Annotated in this window: 13 protein-coding genes; 9 read left to right on the top strand and 4 right to left on the bottom strand. The window is 67.8% G+C overall.

Annotated features, from left to right (window positions below):
• The first annotated feature begins 83 nt into the window (after nucleotides 1–83).
• Nucleotides 84–2642: an ATP-binding protein gene (locus tag HLA95_RS06910; RefSeq protein WP_222182849.1), complete on the top strand. Its 2559-nt coding sequence runs from the start codon at nucleotides 84–86 to the stop codon at nucleotides 2640–2642.
• A 24-nt stretch (nucleotides 2643–2666) separates the two neighbouring features.
• On the opposite strand, the gene HLA95_RS06905 is transcribed toward HLA95_RS06910, so the two are convergent.
• Nucleotides 2667–2981 carry a cupin domain-containing protein gene (locus HLA95_RS06905; protein ID WP_191062616.1) on the bottom strand — a complete coding sequence of 105 codons (315 nt, stop codon included), beginning with the start codon at nucleotides 2979–2981 and terminating at the stop codon, nucleotides 2667–2669.
• A 159-nt stretch (nucleotides 2982–3140) separates the two neighbouring features.
• Between HLA95_RS06905 and HLA95_RS06900 the strand changes: the two genes are divergently transcribed.
• From HLA95_RS06900 to HLA95_RS06880, 5 genes are all read left to right on the top strand, one after another.
• Nucleotides 3141–4229, top strand: a complete 1089-nt coding sequence (locus HLA95_RS06900) for a hyaluronidase (protein ID WP_222182847.1) — start codon at nucleotides 3141–3143, stop codon at nucleotides 4227–4229.
• A 204-nt stretch (nucleotides 4230–4433) separates the two neighbouring features.
• Nucleotides 4434–5459, top strand: coding sequence for a hypothetical protein (locus tag HLA95_RS06895; RefSeq protein ID WP_191057812.1), 1026 nt, complete (start codon nucleotides 4434–4436; stop codon nucleotides 5457–5459).
• Nucleotides 5460–5650: 191 nt separating this feature from the next.
• The gene (locus HLA95_RS06890) at nucleotides 5651–6889 is read left to right on the top strand and encodes a catalase family protein (RefSeq protein ID WP_222182846.1); all 1239 of its coding nucleotides are present in this window, start codon (nucleotides 5651–5653) and stop codon (nucleotides 6887–6889) included.
• A gap of 53 nt (nucleotides 6890–6942) precedes the next feature.
• Nucleotides 6943–7866 (top strand): NADP-dependent oxidoreductase, encoded by a 924-nt coding sequence (locus HLA95_RS06885; protein ID WP_191057813.1) that lies wholly within the window; start codon nucleotides 6943–6945, stop codon nucleotides 7864–7866.
• A gap of 140 nt (nucleotides 7867–8006) precedes the next feature.
• Complete coding sequence (locus HLA95_RS06880; RefSeq protein WP_222182845.1) at nucleotides 8007–8522, top strand: acyloxyacyl hydrolase; 516 nt, start codon at nucleotides 8007–8009, stop codon at nucleotides 8520–8522.
• Here HLA95_RS06880 and HLA95_RS06875 read toward each other — a convergent pair.
• The 3 genes from HLA95_RS06875 to HLA95_RS06865 are packed head-to-tail and all read right to left on the bottom strand — an operon-like array spanning nucleotide 8510 to nucleotide 11473.
• On the bottom strand, nucleotides 8510–9199 hold the full coding sequence (locus tag HLA95_RS06875; RefSeq protein WP_191057815.1) for a helix-turn-helix domain-containing protein: 690 nt from the start codon (nucleotides 9197–9199) through the stop codon (nucleotides 8510–8512). The two genes, HLA95_RS06880 and HLA95_RS06875, sit on opposite strands and share 13 nt — an antisense overlap.
• A 20-nt stretch (nucleotides 9200–9219) precedes the next feature.
• Nucleotides 9220–10329, bottom strand: a complete 1110-nt coding sequence (locus HLA95_RS06870; RefSeq protein WP_191057816.1) for a DSD1 family PLP-dependent enzyme — start codon at nucleotides 10327–10329, stop codon at nucleotides 9220–9222.
• The gene (locus HLA95_RS06865) at nucleotides 10322–11473 is read right to left on the bottom strand and encodes an amidohydrolase/deacetylase family metallohydrolase (RefSeq protein WP_191057817.1); all 1152 of its coding nucleotides are present in this window, start codon (nucleotides 11471–11473) and stop codon (nucleotides 10322–10324) included. Before HLA95_RS06865 ends, HLA95_RS06870 begins: the two co-directional genes overlap by 8 nt.
• Nucleotides 11474–11684: 211 nt before the next feature.
• Here HLA95_RS06865 and HLA95_RS06860 point away from each other — a divergent pair, with 211 nt between their 5' ends.
• From HLA95_RS06860 to HLA95_RS06850, 3 genes are read left to right on the top strand one after another with little or no spacing between them, the layout of a single operon-like run.
• Entirely contained in the window at nucleotides 11685–13013 is a 1329-nt protein-coding gene (locus tag HLA95_RS06860) for an ABC transporter substrate-binding protein (protein WP_191057818.1), read from the top strand.
• 4 nt (nucleotides 13014–13017) lie between these two features.
• Nucleotides 13018–14958 (top strand): ABC transporter permease, encoded by a 1941-nt coding sequence (locus HLA95_RS06855; RefSeq protein ID WP_222182844.1) that lies wholly within the window; start codon nucleotides 13018–13020, stop codon nucleotides 14956–14958.
• Nucleotides 14959–14973: 15 nt separating this feature from the next.
• Complete coding sequence (locus HLA95_RS06850) at nucleotides 14974–16065, top strand: ABC transporter ATP-binding protein (RefSeq protein ID WP_191057819.1); 1092 nt, start codon at nucleotides 14974–14976, stop codon at nucleotides 16063–16065.
• Nucleotides 16066–16071 lie beyond the last annotated feature (6 nt).

Below are 16071 nucleotides of genomic sequence, written 5' to 3'. Positions count from 1 at the left end.
CGGCTGCATGATCAACCTTTTACCCGGTGAAGATATGTAGGAACAATCTCACCATTCGGGCACACTTATCTCAAGAACTGCTGATGTCGCTTGGTCCGGGAAGCGTCTTCGCCTCGCTGTCGCAGCGGTTCAATTCCCTGAGCCCGGGGCGGGCCGGGCTCCTGACGGCGCTCGCCTGCCTGGCCTGCTGCGCCCTCCTGGCCTCCCCGCTGCTGGAAACATATCGCCAGCGGGTTCTGGCCACGGCCGAGGGCCGGCTGACCGCCACCAGCCTCACCGCGGCCAGCTCCGTCCGCAGAGACTTCGACGCCCTGAACCTGCTCGTGTCGATCGCCGCCCAGGAACTGGCTTTCGGCCATTTCAGCATTGCCAGACTGTATAACAGGCTGTCACGCAGCATACTCGAATATGACGAGCATACCGGCGAGCGCAACGTGCTCATCCTCAATCGCAACGGCAGGATCCGGCTCGCCAGCATGATTCCCGGGGGCCACCTGGACCTCAGCGACCGGGAGTATTTCAGGGTTCACCTGGAGAACCGCGGCAACGGCATGGTGATCGGCAGCCCGATCATCTCGCGGTCTCCGCCGTTTCGCCGGATCGTGCCGGTGAGCTGGCCGCTGCGCTCCGCCACCGGCCAGCTCACCGGCGTGGTCGTGATCAGGGCGAACCTGGATCTGCACGCCCGGATGTTCGCCGACCTGCTGGCCACGCCGGAGGAGACGATCGCGCTCGTCGACGGGTCGGGCGAGGTCTACGTCATGGACAGCAGGCACTGGCCGCAGATCGACGGGGCCCCGCCGCGCCCGCCTGCCCTGGACGAATGGCTCCGCTCGGGCGCTGCGAAGGCCGGCAGCATGATGCTGACCGAGCATGTCGTCTCGGTAGCACCGGTGGGCGAGATGGGCCTGTGGGTGGTCGCGGCGAAGCCGGCCGCCACGCTGTTTGCCGAGTGGCGGCTGCACGTCGCCATCGTCATCGCCGTCAGCGTCGTCTTCAGCCTGGGCAGCGGCTGGTTCAGCTATGTACGCCAGCAGAACGTCGCGCTCCTGCGCGCGACGCTCGACCAGGCGGAAGCGGCCGCCACCCAGGCAAGGCTGGCGCAGGCGAAGGCCGAGGAAAGCGAGCGGGCGAAGGCGCAGTTCCTGGCGGCGATGAGCCACGAGATCCGCACGCCGCTGACCGGCGTGCTCGGCATGACCGATCTCCTGGTGAGCGAGCCGCTGGGCCCGCGCCAGCAGAACTATGTCCGCTCGATCCGGGTCTCCGGCCAGCATCTGCTGGGGGTGATCAACGACATCCTCGACTTCTCCCGGCTGGAAGCCGGCGGCCTCCATCCGGACGAGGTCGACTTTTCCCTGTCCGCCATCGTGGCGCAGGTGCAGTCCATCATGGCGCCCCAGGCGGTCGAGCGCGGGCTGGAGCTCGACTTCGACCTGGACCCGCAGCTGCCATCGGTGGTCCAGGGCGATCCGGCCCGGCTCCGCCAGATCCTCGTCAACCTGATCGGCAACGGGCTGAAGTTCACGAGCCAGGGCGGCGTCCAGGTGACGATCCGCCGGCGTGATGGTGCCGCAGGGGACTGGTTCCGGTTCGAGATCCGGGACACCGGCATCGGCATCGACCCGGAGCGGCTGAAGGACCTGTTCCACGCCTTCACCCAGGCCGACCGCTCGATCGCCCGGCGCTATGGCGGCTCCGGGCTCGGGCTCGCGATCTGCCAGCATCTCGTGCAGCTCATGGGCGGCCGGATCGGCGGGGAGAGCAGGCTTGGCCAGGGCAGCCTGTTCTGGTTCGAGCTCCGCCTGCCCGAGGGTGACCATAGCCTCGCCGAGCAGCAGGCCGACCCGGATCCGACCTCGTGCCCGCCGCTGCGGATCCTGGTGGCCGAGGACGTCGAGCTGAACCGCGACCTGCTGCTCGCCTTCCTGACCAAGGCCGGCCACACCATCACCTTCGCCCGGGACGGCCGGGAGGCGGTCGAGAAGGCTGCGGAGGAGCTGTTCGACATCGTCCTCATGGACGTCCAGATGCCGGAGATGGACGGGATCGAGGCGACGCAGCGGATCCGGCAATTGCCGCCCCCCAACGGCAGCGTCGCGATCGTGGCGCTCACCGCCAACGTGATGGACACCGAACGGCGCCGCTGCCTGAACGCCGGCATGAACGACGTGCTGACCAAGCCGATCGCCTGGGGGGAGCTGTACCGGACCCTGGCCGGAATCTGCCGGCCCGCCGCCCCGGCAGACGATGTGCCGGCGCCGGCCGTTCCTGCCGTGCCGGACGACGCCCCGGCGGCCGAACCCCTGCTCGATCCTGCCCGCATCGCAGCGCTCACCGCCATGGCCGGGCCGGCGCGCGCAGGGAGATTCCTGCATGATGCGCTGGTCTCGGCACGGGAGCTGGTGGCGGAGATCCAGCGGCTGAAGGACGATCCGGCCGAGGCCGCCAGGCCTGCCCACCGCCTGGCCGGGACGGCGCCGAGCTTCGGCCTGCTGCGGATCGGCGTCGTCGCACGGGCGATCGAGCAGGAAGCGCTGGCTGGCCGGCCGATCGGGCAGCTGGCCGGGGAGCTGCAGGTCGTATGCGAGGCTACCGCGCAGGAGCTGGCCCGGCATGACCCGGAGGTCGCGCAGCCCTGACGCGGATGGCCGGGACCAGCCGGCCTACTTCGGCAGCAGGTCCGGCCGCTTGATCTCGATCTCGATGAAGGCGATCGGGTGGGGTGAGCCGTTCATCACGTCGTGCTTGATGCCGGACGGCCGCCCGTAGGACTGGCCCTGGACGAGCGGCACGTCGGTGACCTTGTCGCCGTCGTGGATGCGCAGCGTGCCATCCACCAGCATCACCACGAAATAGGGCCAGCCATGCTCGTGCCAGCCGGTGGCGGCACCGGGGGCGAAGTCCCAGCGGGTGATGCGCACGGCCTGGTCGTCCTGCTGGATGGTGGGCACGGCCGGCACGTCGCAGCGAAAGGTCATGACGGGCATCTCCTGGCGGTCGCTTCCGCCATGGGCCGCAGGCACCCGGGCGTCAAGCCGTCGTATTTCCGGAAATGGGCGATCCGGCTATGGAAGCTGCCCATGCTGGAACAAGGATCATCCGCGCCCGGCGCGCGGTCGCTCGGGAAGGAGCCAGGCTTGATACGGGTCGTCCATCACCTCGTCCTGGCGCTGGGCCTCGTGGCCGGCATCCTGTCCGGCACCGCCGCCGGGCCGGCCCTGGCGGCCGACCCGCCCTGGGGCGTCTACGACCCGGCCCAGCCGGGCAGCCTGCGCCTGCGCGCCTTTCCCCTGACCCGGATGCCGCAGCCGGTGGAGGAAGCGCCGGCCAAGAGCTTCAAGCTCTACCAGAGCTTCACCTTCGCCAACCAGCCGGACGGCCTGGACAAATGCGGCCTGACCCGGCTGCCGCTGCTCACCCCGTCCTTGTTCTTCCCGGGCGGCAAGTCCACCGACCGGATCGACCGCGCCTATGTCGACCAGCGCCTCGCCAAGATCGAGGCGATGTTCACGCCCAAGAGCGGCGACATCGGCATCGTCAACATCGAGGGGGCCTGGAGCATCAAGCGCACCGATGCCCCGGCTGTGGTGCGCCAGAAGGTCGACCGCTACCTGGACGTGCTGGACTATCTGGAGGACCGGCTGGGCGGGAAGTACCGGTTCGGCGTGTACGGCGAGGCGCCGCTGAAGGATTATTTCAGCTACCAGACCGACTATTTCGGCCACCCGGCCAGCGTGCAGTACCAGGACTTCATCCAGGCACCGGCACTGGCCGCCCAGGTGAATCTCGGCATCGAGCGGCTGGCGCGCCGGTCGGATGCGCTGTTCCCGCCGCAATACACGCTCTGGTACGATGATCTCGGCCGCACCGAGGCGGAGCGCTGGGAGCTCACGGTGCAGGGCTGGACGGTGGCGGCCCGCGAATCGCTGAAGGTCGCCAAACGCTGGGACCGGCCGGTCTACCCGTTCGTCTGGATGCAGTACCACAACAAGATCAACGTGCCGGAGCTGGCCAACAAGTTCCTGCCCAAGGGCTTCTTCGGCTACCAGCTCGAGACGCTGAAGAAGCTCGGCGCGGACGGCGTGGTGATCTGGGGCACGCTCGGGCCGGATGGGACCGGCCGGGCGAGCTTCGACAGGAACGCCGACTGGTGGCGGGAATTTCTCGCCTTTGCCCGGACCAACGGAGCGGATCTCAGCGGCTGCACGCTGCTTCCCGACCGCTGACCAGGCGGCGTTCGTTCATCGTCAGGTTGACCGGATCACGGCAATCATTCATCTCCTGGCTGAACCCTGCCGTTCAGGAGCAGCCAGTTGCGGAACCTGTCTAAAGCTTCGGCTCCCGCCCTGATAATTACCGCTTCCTTCCTGGTATTCAGCCCGGCACCTTACGGAAATATTCCAGAAAACACTAAGTACCCCATGGACATTGTGGATCGTCCTGGGGCCGCCCTGCCACTGCCCGCCGAAATACTGGGCAGCACCGGAACGGGTGACGGGAGCGCTTTCCAGGAAGATGCCGTCCAGGTCGCGGCGGCCGCCGCCACGACCGTCCCGGCGCCCAAGCCGTTCCGGCTCTACTACAACTTCACCTTCGCCAACCAGCCGCAGGGCCTGGACAAGTGCGGGCTGACCCGGCTGCCGCTGCTGACGGCCAGCTATTTCTTCAAGGGCGGCAAGATCCGGGACGAGATCGATACCGCCCATATCGACAGCAAGCTGGAGGAGATCCGCAAGGTCGCGGCGGGCTCGGCCGACCGGCTGGCGATAGTCAACATCGAGGGCTCCTGGAGCATCAAGCGCACCGACCAGCCGGCGGCGGTGCGGCAGAAGGCCGACCGCTACATCGCCCTGCACCGCTACCTGAAGCAGAAGCTGGGCTCGGGCCTGCGCTACGGCATCTATGGCGAGGCGCCGGTGAAGGACTTCTTCGGCTACCAGACCAGCTATTTCGGCAATCCGGCGAGCGTGCAGTACCCGGAGTTCGTCCAGGCCCCGCCGCTGCTGGCCCGCGCCAACGCCGAGGCGTCCCGCCTGGGTGCCGCAGTCGACGCGCTGTTCCCCTCCTATTACGTGAACTGGTACGACGATGTCGGCACCACGGCCGAGGCCCGGCGCAAGAAGACGCTCGAGGTCTGGACTACCATGGTGCAGCGCTCGATGAAGCTGGCGCTGCAATGGAAGAAGCCGGTCTACCCGTTCATCTGGATGCAGTTCCACAACAAGCTCAACCAGCCGGTCCTGGCCAACAAGTTCCTGCCCAGGCGCTATTTCCGCCACCAGCTCGACACGCTGAAGAAGCAGGGCGCCAGCGGTGCGGTCATCTGGGGCACGCTCGGGCCGGACGGCACCGGCCGCGCGCGCTTCGACAAGAATGCCGACTGGTGGAAGGAGTATCTGGCGTTCGCGAAGGCGAACGGCGCGAATCTGGCGAAGTGCACGCACCTGCCGGGTTGAGGACGCCGGCGAGGGCCATCCCTCGCCTCGCCCGCTTGCCGTTGCCGCAGCAACCTTGCCGGCCTTCGTCCCGTTGATCCCTGGACATGCCCTTGCAGGCAGATCCTGGCGGCTCGTGCAGCCACGATGCTTCGGAAAGCCGCTCTCACCGGTGCTCGTTGCTCTGCGGGCACCGCAACCTGGATCGGGCGATGAACCAGAACTTCCGTTCCCCCACGATGTTGCAGCCGGCGCTCGCCGGCTTGGCCCTGGCAGGTGCCACCTACGCCTTCGGCAGCATGCTCACCGCTTTCACCGGCCGGGCACCTGCGCCCGCCGGTTCCCGGCACAGGCCGCACCGCCCGGCCAGCTATGTCCGCTACCATCCAGGGGTCGAGCAGATCGAGCCGGACGAGGAAGCAACCTTCGATCGCATCATCGCCGCCATGGCCGCCGGCATGAAGCTCAACCGCGAGCGCTATGGCCGGTCGCTGCGCAGCTCGCATGCCAAGGCCCATGGCCTCCTCGCCGGCGAGCTGCGGGTGCTGGACGGGCTGCCGCCCGAGCTGCGCCAGGGTCTGTTCGCGACGCCGCGGAGCTACCCGGTGATCGTCCGCCTGTCCCATGTCCCGGCCGAGCTGCTGGACGACCGCAAGGTGTCCGGCCCGCGGGGCATGGCGCTCAAGATCCTGGACGTGCCGGGCGAGATGCTGCCGGGGCACCAGGGGGAGCGGACCCAGGACTGGATTCTCGACACCGGCAAGGTCTTCATCGCGCCCGGCGCCAAGACCTTCCTGGCGCAAATCACCGCGACTGAGGCGGCTGCCCTCCTGCCCGAGGGGGTGAAGTCGGCGGTCTCGACGGCGGCGCGCGCCGGCAACAAGGCGCTCCACGCCGTCGGCCTCGACAGCGCGAACCTCGACTTCTACGGCCACCCCGTCCTGCATCCGCTAGCCGAGCCCTATTACAGCCAGTGCCCGATGCGCTACGGCGACTACATCGCCAAGCTCGGCGTCTTCCCGGATCATGCGGCGCTGCGCGCCCTGATCGGCCAGAAGCTCGACCTCCAGGACGAGGACGGGCTGCGCACCGCGGTCAGAGCCTTCTTCCGCGATCATCCGGCCGAATTCGTGATCGGCATCCAGCTCTGCACCGACCTGGAGCGCATGCCGGTGGAGAACGCCAACCAGGAATGGCCGGAGGACGAGAGCCCCTACCGCCCGGTGGCACGCCTGGTCCTGCCGCCGCAGGATGCATTCAATGCAGCGCGTGCCAGCTTCGTGGACGAGGGCCTCGCCTTCTGCCCGTCCCACAGCCTGGCCGCGCACCGGCCGCTGGGCTCGATCATGCGGGCGCGGATGAAGGTCTATGAGGTGCTGGGCAGGGCGCGGCGGGAAGAGAACGGCCGGCCGGTCCGGGAGCCGCGGGACATGGCGGAGATGCCGGGGTGACGCAGGCAGCGCTCCCGGCTACCCGATTCGTTCAACTTTCCCAGGAGCACGTCATGAAGGCGATCACCTTCGACCGCTATGGTGGCCCGGAAATCCTCCGCCAGTCCGAGCTGCCCACGCCGAAGGTAGGGCCGGGCGAGATCCTGATCCGGGTCCGCAGCGCTGCGGTGAACCCGGTCGACTGGAAGATCATGGCGGGCTACCTCGACGGCATCATGCAGGCCTATTTCCCGGCCATCCCCGGCTGGGACGTGGCGGGGGTGGTCGAGGCGGTGGGCCTGGACACGCCGGAATTCCGGTCGGGCGACGAGGTGATCGCCTATGCCCGCAAGAGCTTCATTCATGACGGCACCTTCGCCGAGTTCGTCACGGTCTCGGCCGAGGCGGCGGCGCGCAAGCCGAGAAGCCTGGACTGGGACCAGGCGGCGGGGCTGCCGCTGGCGGGGCTCACTGCCTACCAGGTCCTGACGCGGCTCGGCCTGAAGGAGGGCGACATCGTCCTGATCCATGCGGCCGCGGGCGGCGTGGGCATGTTCGGGTCGCAGATCGCCAAGGCCCATGGCGCCCGGGTGATCGGGACGGCGTCGGAGAAGAACCACGACTTCCTCCGCTCGCTCGGCGTCGAGCCCGTGACCTATGGCGACGGGCTGGCCGAGCGGGTCCGCCAGATGGCGCCGGACGGGGTCGACATCGTGGCGGACTTCGTGGGCGGGGTGCTCGACGTCACGCAGGCCGTGTTGCGGGAAGGCGGGCGCCATGCCTCGATCGTGGACACGGCGGCCGAGGAGAAGGGCGGCCTTCATATCTGGGTCAGGCCGAACGGCAAGGACCTGCAGAAGCTAGCCGACCTGGCGGATGCCGGGAAGCTGACGGTTCCGGTGGCGCAGACCTTCCCCCTGGAGCGGGCAGCCGATGCGCTGGCGCTCAGCATGACCGGCCGGGTGCGCGGCAAGATCGCGATCAGCGTGAGCCGTTGAGGCAACGACGCCGTAGCCCGGCTTGAAGGACGCACTGAAGGCAGTGGCCGAGGGGCAGCATGCCCGGAGTGCAGCGGAGACAGAACGAGATGATACCAGCCTTCTGGCAACGCCCTCTCATCGGCGTAGCTGCCTCCTGCATGATGTCGTCCGGCCTGGGTCTGCCGGCCTTGGCCGAACCTTATCCAGCCTTCACCGGGCTCCATGAAGTCCGCGCGGGCGTTTATGCGCATGATCTGACTGGCCCGGCCCATGAGCGGGACGGAGTCGACCTCAACGGCGAGATCCTGTTCAAGAGCCCGGGCTTCCTTGCCTGGGCGTTCGCGCCGCGCCCGCGCCTGGGCGGTACGGTGAGCACCAACGGCGGCACCAGCCTCGCCTATGCCGACCTCGGCTGGACCATCGGCCTCACCGACCGGATCTTCGCCGATCTCAGCATCGGCGGGGCCATCCATGACGGGTCCCTGGGGGGCTCGTCATCCGACGAGAACGCCTATGGCTGCCGGGTGAACTTCCACGAAACCCTGTCGCTCGGCTACCGCGTGGCGCCGGCCGTCTCGGTGATGCTGTCCGCCGAGCACATGTCCAATGCCGGGCTGTGCGACAAGAACGACGGCCTCACCAATCTCGGCATCCGGCTCGGCTACGGCTTCTGACCCACCTCCCGGATCGGGTCCTCGTCCTGCTCCTGCTGGGGGCGTTCCTGTGCCCGCGCCAGGTCCAGGAGGCTGCGGAAATGGCTCGCGTTCGGGCTGTGGCAGACGTTCAGGATCTGGGCGCTCTTCGGGCCGGGCGCGGTGAGGAAGGCGTGGCCCATGGTGCTGTCGAGATACATGGATTCGCCGGTGGCGAGCTCGGCGGGCTCGTAGAACTCGGTGTGGACGATGATGCGGCCGCGCAGGACGTAGAGGAATTCCTCGCCGGCGTGGCGGCTCAGCGTGGGGAACTCGACGATGGATCGGGCGCGGATGGTGGTGATGATCGGCACCATCGCCTTGTGGGTCAGGTCGGTGCAGACATAGCGGTAGTCGTAGTTGGGGGTCTGGACCAAGAGGCCATCGGCCTTGCGCGCGATGCTGCGGCGCGCGGTGACCGTCGGGTGCAGGCGGTCCTGGGCAGTAGGGTCCGGCTCGAAGAAGGCGCTGATGTCGACCTCCAGGCCTTCGGCGAGCTGGAGGAGCTTGTCGTAGGTGAGCGAGAGCTGGCTGTTCTCCACCTTGGACAGGGTCGAGATCGCGAGGCCCGTGCGGGCGGCGACCTCGGTCAGGCTCAGGTCGAGGCGGCGGCGGATCGCGCGCAGCGCGTTGCCGAGACGGGCCTTGCGGGTCGACATCGGGTCGCCGCCTCCCTCGCTCAGGCGACCATGCCGCGCGCCTCGATCGGCCAGACGTCGACCAGGCGGCTGTCCTCCACGACATGGTAGCGGTCGAACAGGTTCACGTTCGGGTCGCAGTGCGGGACGATGCAGGCGACCACCGTGCCATTCTCCAGGCGCGCCGAGGGGTCCGGCAGGACCACCTTGCCGAACTCGTCGCCGAAGATGGCGTATGTCGAGCCTTCCGGGGCACCGCGGGCGATCACGGGCACGACATTGTGGTCGGTGGAGAAGCTCTTGATGCCGGCATCGGTGGTGGCGAAGCCCGGGTGCTGCGCGCTCAGCACGGTCGTGTAGACGAACAGGGAGTTCTGCCAGCGGCGGGTGCCATCGGGAGTCATGGCGACCCCATCATAGATCGCGTCGGAGAACAGGTAGGAGCCTACCTGCAGCTCGTTCAGCACGCCGGTCTCGTGGTCGAAGTCATGGGTGCCGGTGCCGCCGCCGGTCACGACCGGGCAGGGATGGCCGGCCGCCACCAGGGTGTCGCGCACCTCGCCCAGGATCGCCAGCGCTGCATGCGATTGGGCGCGGCGCTCGGCATAGTCGCAGATCGACTGGACGTGGCCGGCATAGCCCTGGACGCCCTTCAGGGTCAGGCCGGGCGAGGCGGCGATGGCGCGGGCGACCGCCAGGGCGGCCTCCGGCGAGGTCAGGCCGGTGCGGTGCGTGCCGACATCGACGTCGATCAGCAGGTCCAAAGCGAGGCCGGCGGCACCCACCGCCTCGGCCAGCGCGCGGACGGCCGCGACGTCCTCGACCACGATGGTGGTGTCGGGGGCGATGCGCAGCACGTCCAGGAGGCGGCGGATCTTCTCCGGCCCGCGCAAAGGCGTGGTCAGGAGCAGGCCGCGGATGCCGGCCTTGGCCATGACCTCGACCTCGCCGAGCTTGGCGCAGGACTGGCCGACCGCACCGGCCGCCATCTGCGCCTTGGCGATGGTGACGCATTTGTGGCTCTTGGCGTGCGGGCGGAGCCGGATGCCGCGCTCCTTCGCGATCCTGGCCATGGTTTCGAGGTTCGCGTCGAAGGCGCGCTTGTCGATCACCAGTGCCGGCGTGTCCACGACCCGTTCCGTCTCAGGCAAGATCCTGCTCCTCGTTTTCCGTCCACTGGCCGCCGCGCACCAGGCCCCGGCAGAACAGGCGGCGGTCGCCGGTCATGCTGCGGCCGAGCGAGTCCATGTAGTCGAAGCTACCCTGCCGCTCGGTCAGCACCGTGGCATCGCCGACCGCACCGATGGCGAGGCTGCCCAGGTCGGAGCGGTCGATGGCGCGGGCGGGCGTGGCTGTCGCGGCGGTGATCACCTGCTCCAGCGTCATGCCCAGGCAGAGGAACTTGGACAGGGTGCGCAGCAGGTCGAAGGCCGGGCCGTCGATGCAGAGAGCGTGGACGTCCGACGAGATCGTGTCGGGCAGGAAGCCGTCCGCGATCATCGCTTGCGCCACCTCGAAATCAAGCGAGCCCATGCCGTGGCCGATGTCGAACCAGACGCCGCGCTCGCGCGCCTGCTTGATCTCGGCGCGGACATGGCCGTCGCCCCCGCGGATGTCGTTGGGGAAGGTCTTGTAGCAGTGGGTCAGCACGTCGCCCTTGCGCAGCCGCGGGATCACCTCGGAGCGGCCGGGCGGCGGGTAGTCCAGATGGGTCATGCAGGGGAGCTGCAGCCGATCGGCGGCTTCCAGCATGATGTCGAGCGGGGCGATGCCGCTGGTGCCGCCGGCGATCCGGCCGATCCGCGCCTTCATGCCGACGATCAGGTCGCCGTGCTCCCGGCCGCAGGCCACCGCTTCCCGGGCGTCGAGCAGGCGGATGTCGCTGCACTCGCCGACCATCACGTTCTTCGAGAAGCCGTAGATGCCGGCATAGGAGATGTTGAGATAGCAGAGGATCCGGCTCTTCGACCGCTCGATCACGTGGCGGCGGAAGCCCTTGAAGTTGCCGGCCCCGGCACTGCCGGCATCGACGAAGGTGGTGGTGCCGCCGCGAAGCGCCAGCTCGTCCGCGTCCACGCCGAGCGAGGTGCCGCCCCAGTAGACATGGGTGTGCAGGTCGATCAGGCCCGGCGTGACGATCAGGCCCGCCACGTCCTGGACGTCGCGGGCGGCATCGGCCGGGATGTTCGCGTCGATGGCGGCCACCCGCCCGTTCCGGAAGCCGATATCGGCGACCGTGTCGACGTTGCGGCCAGGATCGAACAGGCGGCCGCCTTTCAGGACCAGATCGAACAAGCTTCCCCCCTCGCGGCGTCATCGGTTCCGGCTCAGAGCAGACCGATCATTTTACTGGTTTTCAAGTACACTCAAGAATGTTTACGATCCGAAAGAGCCCAGGGAAACGCCCAATAGAAGCTGATTCCTAAAGGGGCAGCCGAGACGCAGGCGTGCCGCACGACGGTCGAGCGGGACGCAAGAGACCGTCATCCGAGGGGGGATGAGCCTGATGAGCGACCTTTTCCGTCGATCGGAACTCGACTCGTTCCTGGCGCGCCGGCGCGCAGTATTGAAGGGCGGCCTGGCCGCTGCGGCGGGCATGGCGCTGCCCGGGCTGATGGGCCGGGCGCATGCCGCCCCCGCCGAGGCGATGACCTTCATCGGCTGGCAGTACAACCCGCAGATCGTCGCCGAGAACGTCGAGACCTTCAAGAAGCTCTACGACGAGAACGTGACCTACGAGCTGGTGCCCGGCGAATATCATGCGGTCGCCGAGACCAAGCTCATGGGCGGCCAGCATATCGACATGATGTATTCCGAGGAGGACCGGCTGCTGCGCTGGAACGCGGCGGGCTGGAGCCGGACCCTCGAAGGCTTGCCTGGTCTCGACGAGATCAAGAGCAAGATGTACGCAATCAACGTCAAGAACCTGTCGCTGCCCAACGGCGAGCTGGGCGGCCTGCCCTACTATACCGGCTTCAACAGCTTCGTGTGCAACGAGAAGCACCTGGACGCGGCCAAGGTCGAGCCGCCCACGACCTGGGAAGAGCTGCTGGAGCAGTGCCGCAAGCTGAAGAAGGATGGGGTCTCCGAGTATCCCTACATCGCCGCCTGGGCGCGCGGCTGGTCGATGATGTCCTGGACGCTGTTCTCGCAGTGGTATTCCGAGGGTGCGAAGGTCTTCGACGAGAACTTCCAGCCGGTGTTCGACCAGCCGTTCAAGGACATATTGCAGTTCAACCGGACGGCCTACGAGGAAGGCCTGATCCCGCCGGACGTGTTCACGCACCAGACCGAATCGGTGCCGAACTTCGCCACGGGTGCGCACACCTACATGGTCGTGCACGAATACGACCAGAAGGTGTTCAACACGCCCGAGACCTCGCAGATCGCGGGGGCCTGCAGGAACGTGATCATGCCGGGCAAGACCCGCTCCACCTTCCTGTGGACCGCGGCCTACCAGATGGGCGCCAACCCGATCGACGAGGAGCGGGTCTGGAACCTGATGCAGTTCTTCGGCGGCAAGGCGAAGGACGGCCAGTACCACGTGGCCAAGCGCTGGGCGCTCGATTTCGGCCTGGGCTCCGCGCACAAGGAGGTCATGGAGGACCCGGACGTCGAGGCCGCCATGTCCAAGTGGAAGGACCTGGAGGTCGCCCGCAAGCAGCACGAGACCGGCACCACCCGCGACGTCGCCAAGTCGGTGTGGTTCCCCGAATGGGACTGGTACATGATGGGCGAGGCGCAGGATTACTTCCGCGGCCAGACCAGCCAGGACCAGCTCATCGAGCGGCTCCAGGCCAAGTATGACGAGCTGAAGCAGATGTATCCGGAGTGACGGCGTGGCCAGCACGACGGTACGCGACCTGACCATCGGCACCGGGACCGCCGCTCCGCAACGTGCGGAGAAGCGGGACTGGCTGCCGTTCCTCCTCAGCTTCCCGACGCTGCTGGTCGTCTTCCTGGTGATCGGGCTGCCGCTGATCTATTCGCTGGCGCTCAGCCTGCACCGCATCAACATGCTGACCCAGAAGTGGATCTTCGTCGGGCTCGGCAACTATACCTCGGTCATCCCCCAGCCCGACTTCATCTGGGCGCTGGCCCGCACCGCGGTCTTCGCGGGCGTGACCGTCGCCCTGGGGCTGGCGCTCGGCATGGGGATGGCGCTGATCCTCAACATGCGCTTTCCCGGAAGGGGCCTGCTGCGCTCGGTCGTGCTGATCCCCTGGGCGATGGCGCCGGTGACGGTGGGCGTGCTCTGGGGCTGGATCTTCGACGGCTCCTACGGGCCGATGAACGGGCTCCTGCTCGACCTGGGCCTGATCGACCGGGCGATCCCGTGGCTGGGCAACGGCAGCGTGGCGTTCGCGATCGTGATCCTGGTCCATGTCTGGAACCAAGCGCCGCTGACCGCCCTGCTGATCCTGGCAGGATTGCAGTCGATGCCGGACAATCTGCACCGGGCAGCACGCATTGACGGGGCCGGGCCGATCACCCGGTTCTTCAAGATCACGGTGCCGTGGCTGAAGCCCATGCTGCTGCTGATCATGATCCTGACCACGATCAACTCGATCATGGCCTTCGACCTGTTCTGGACGATGACCAAGGGCGGGCCCGGCAGCGCCACCACCGTGTTCTCCTGGATGGGCTACGCCATGGCCTTCCAGTTCATGCGCATGGGCGAAGGTGCGGCCATCCTCTACATCCTGACCATCTTGTGCCTGGTGCTGGCCTGGTTCTACCTGAAGCTGTTCTTCCCGACCGCGGCCCGGGCCAAGGCGCTGACCGCCAAGGACCTGGAGCCGGCCGACCCCGCCAACCTCACGGGCACGGTGCTGTCCGGGATGCGGCGGACCACCGCCCGGCTGGCTCGGCTGCCGGCCTTCACCCCCAGATCGACCTTCTCGCCGCGCACCCGGCGCATCCTAGGCAAGGTCGCGATGTGGACGGCGATCGTCCTGATCTTCGTCTGGTCGTTCGTGCCGTTCGCCTGGCTGATCCTGATGAGCCTGCAGAGCGCTGCCGATCTGGTGCGCACCCCGGCTACCGTGGTGCCGGGGCCGCTGACGCTGGAGAATTTCCGCTACGTGCTGTTCCCGGACACCGGCACCGGCGGCCAGTCCAGCGTACAGGCGTCCCGGGTGCCGTTCGGGATCTGGAACAGCTTCCTGGTCGCGGTCGCGGTGACGGCGGTGAACCTGGTCCTGGGCGGCCTTGCCGGCTACGCCTATGCGCGCTCGGGCAAGAGCAGGCTGATGGGCGGGACGCTCTGGGCGCTGATGCTGACCCGGATGACGCCGTCGCTGGCCCTGATCCTGCCGTTCTTCCTGGTGTTCAAGACCATGGGTCTGCTGGACACGCGGACCGGGCTGGTGATCGCCTACTGCTCGCTGATCCTGCCGCTCTCGACCTGGATGATGAAGGGCTATTTCGAGGGGCTGCCGCCGAACCTGGAGAAGGCGGCGCTGGTGGACGGTTGCTCTCGCCTCAAGGCGATCTGGAAGATCGTGCTGCCGGTCTCGATACCGGGGCTGGTGGCGGCCGGGATCTTCTGTTTCCTGATCAGCTGGAACGAGTTCATCTTCGCGCTGATCCTGACCGGGACCCCGAACGCGCAGACCATCCCGGTCATCATCGCCGGCTTCCTGGTCCAGCTCCGCTTCTACGACTACGGGCCGATGTTCGCGGCCTCGGTGCTGGCGGTGATCCCGCCGGTCGTCATCGCCCTTCTTTTCCAGCGCTGGCTGGTCAGCGGCATGCTGTCCGGTTCGATCAAAGGCTGAGGAGACCATTCCAACGTGGCCAGCGTCACCCTCGATCGACTGACGAAGCAGTTCGGCGCCGTGTACGCGGTGTCCGAGCTCGACATCACCCTGCCGGACGGGGAGTTCCTGACCCTGCTGGGCCCGTCCGGCTGCGGCAAGAGCACGGCGCTGGGCTGCATCGCCGGCCTGGAGAAACCCTCGGCCGGCTCGATCCTGTTCGACGGGACCGACGTCACCGAGCGCGACCCGCACGAGCGCAACATCGCCATGGTGTTCCAGGACTACGCGCTCTACCCGCACATGAGCGTGCGCGACAACATCGCGTTCGGCCTGCGCCAGCAGCGGCTCGACGAGGCGACGATCGGCAGGCAGATCGACGCTGCCGCCGACATGCTGGACCTGGGCGCCCTGCTCGACCGCAAGCCCGTGCAGCTCTCGGGCGGGCAGCGCCAGCGCGTCGCGGTGGGCCGGGCGGTGGTGCGCAACCCGGCCGTGCTGCTCATGGACGAGCCGCTGTCCAACCTGGACGCCTCGCTCCGGGTGAAGACCCGCACCGAGATCAAGCGGCTGCAGCGCGAGATCGGCACGACCGCGGTGTTCGTCACCCATGACCAGGAGGAGGCCATGGTGCTGTCCGACCGGGTCGCGGTGATGCGGGCCGGCAAGCTGCAGCAGATCGGCCCGCCCATGGAGGTGTACCGCAAGCCCGCCAACCTGTTCGTGGCGAGCTTCATCGGCAGCCCGGCCATGAACTTCTTCGAGGTCGAGACCGGGCTGGAGGACGGAGTGATCCGCTGCCGGGTCGGCCAGACCGTGCTGTCCCTGCCGACCGGCGTGGTGGCCGAGCAGAGCCTCGGTGCCATCCGGGGCGGGCGGAAGGCGATCCTGGGCATCCGGCCGACCGACCTGATGGCGAACGCCCAGCGCGACCTCACCCTTGAGGGCGACGTCTTCCTGGTCGAGCCGATCGGGCCGGTCTCCTATGTGGATGCCGAGATCGGCGGGCAGGCGGTCAAGGGATTGTGCGAGCCGGACGAGGCGCCGGCAGTGGGGGCAAAGGTGCGCTTCGGCGCGCTGGCGGCGCGGGTCCATCTGTTCGACCCCGCGTCGGAAGAAAGACTGTGATGGGAG

Origin of the sequence: Geminicoccus harenae (assembly GCF_019800005.1) — a bacterium.
In the GTDB taxonomy this organism is placed as follows: domain Bacteria; phylum Pseudomonadota; class Alphaproteobacteria; order Geminicoccales; family Geminicoccaceae; genus Geminicoccus; species Geminicoccus harenae.
This window is presented reverse-complemented; position numbering and strand designations above follow the sequence as displayed.

Coding starts and splice junctions, on each gene's coding strand:
- HLA95_RS06910 (WP_222182849.1), top strand. CDS start 84: ATGTCGCTTGGTCCGGGAAGCGTCTTCGCCTCGCTGTCGCAGCGGTTC.
- HLA95_RS06905 (WP_191062616.1), bottom strand. CDS start 2,981: ATGACCTTTCGCTGCGACGTGCCGGCCGTGCCCACCATCCAGCAGGAC.
- HLA95_RS06890 (WP_222182846.1), top strand. CDS start 5,651: ATGAACCAGAACTTCCGTTCCCCCACGATGTTGCAGCCGGCGCTCGCC.
- HLA95_RS06885 (WP_191057813.1), top strand. CDS start 6,943: ATGAAGGCGATCACCTTCGACCGCTATGGTGGCCCGGAAATCCTCCGC.
- HLA95_RS06880 (WP_222182845.1), top strand. CDS start 8,007: ATGATGTCGTCCGGCCTGGGTCTGCCGGCCTTGGCCGAACCTTATCCA.
- HLA95_RS06875 (WP_191057815.1), bottom strand. CDS start 9,199: ATGTCGACCCGCAAGGCCCGTCTCGGCAACGCGCTGCGCGCGATCCGC.
- HLA95_RS06860 (WP_191057818.1), top strand. CDS start 11,685: ATGAGCGACCTTTTCCGTCGATCGGAACTCGACTCGTTCCTGGCGCGC.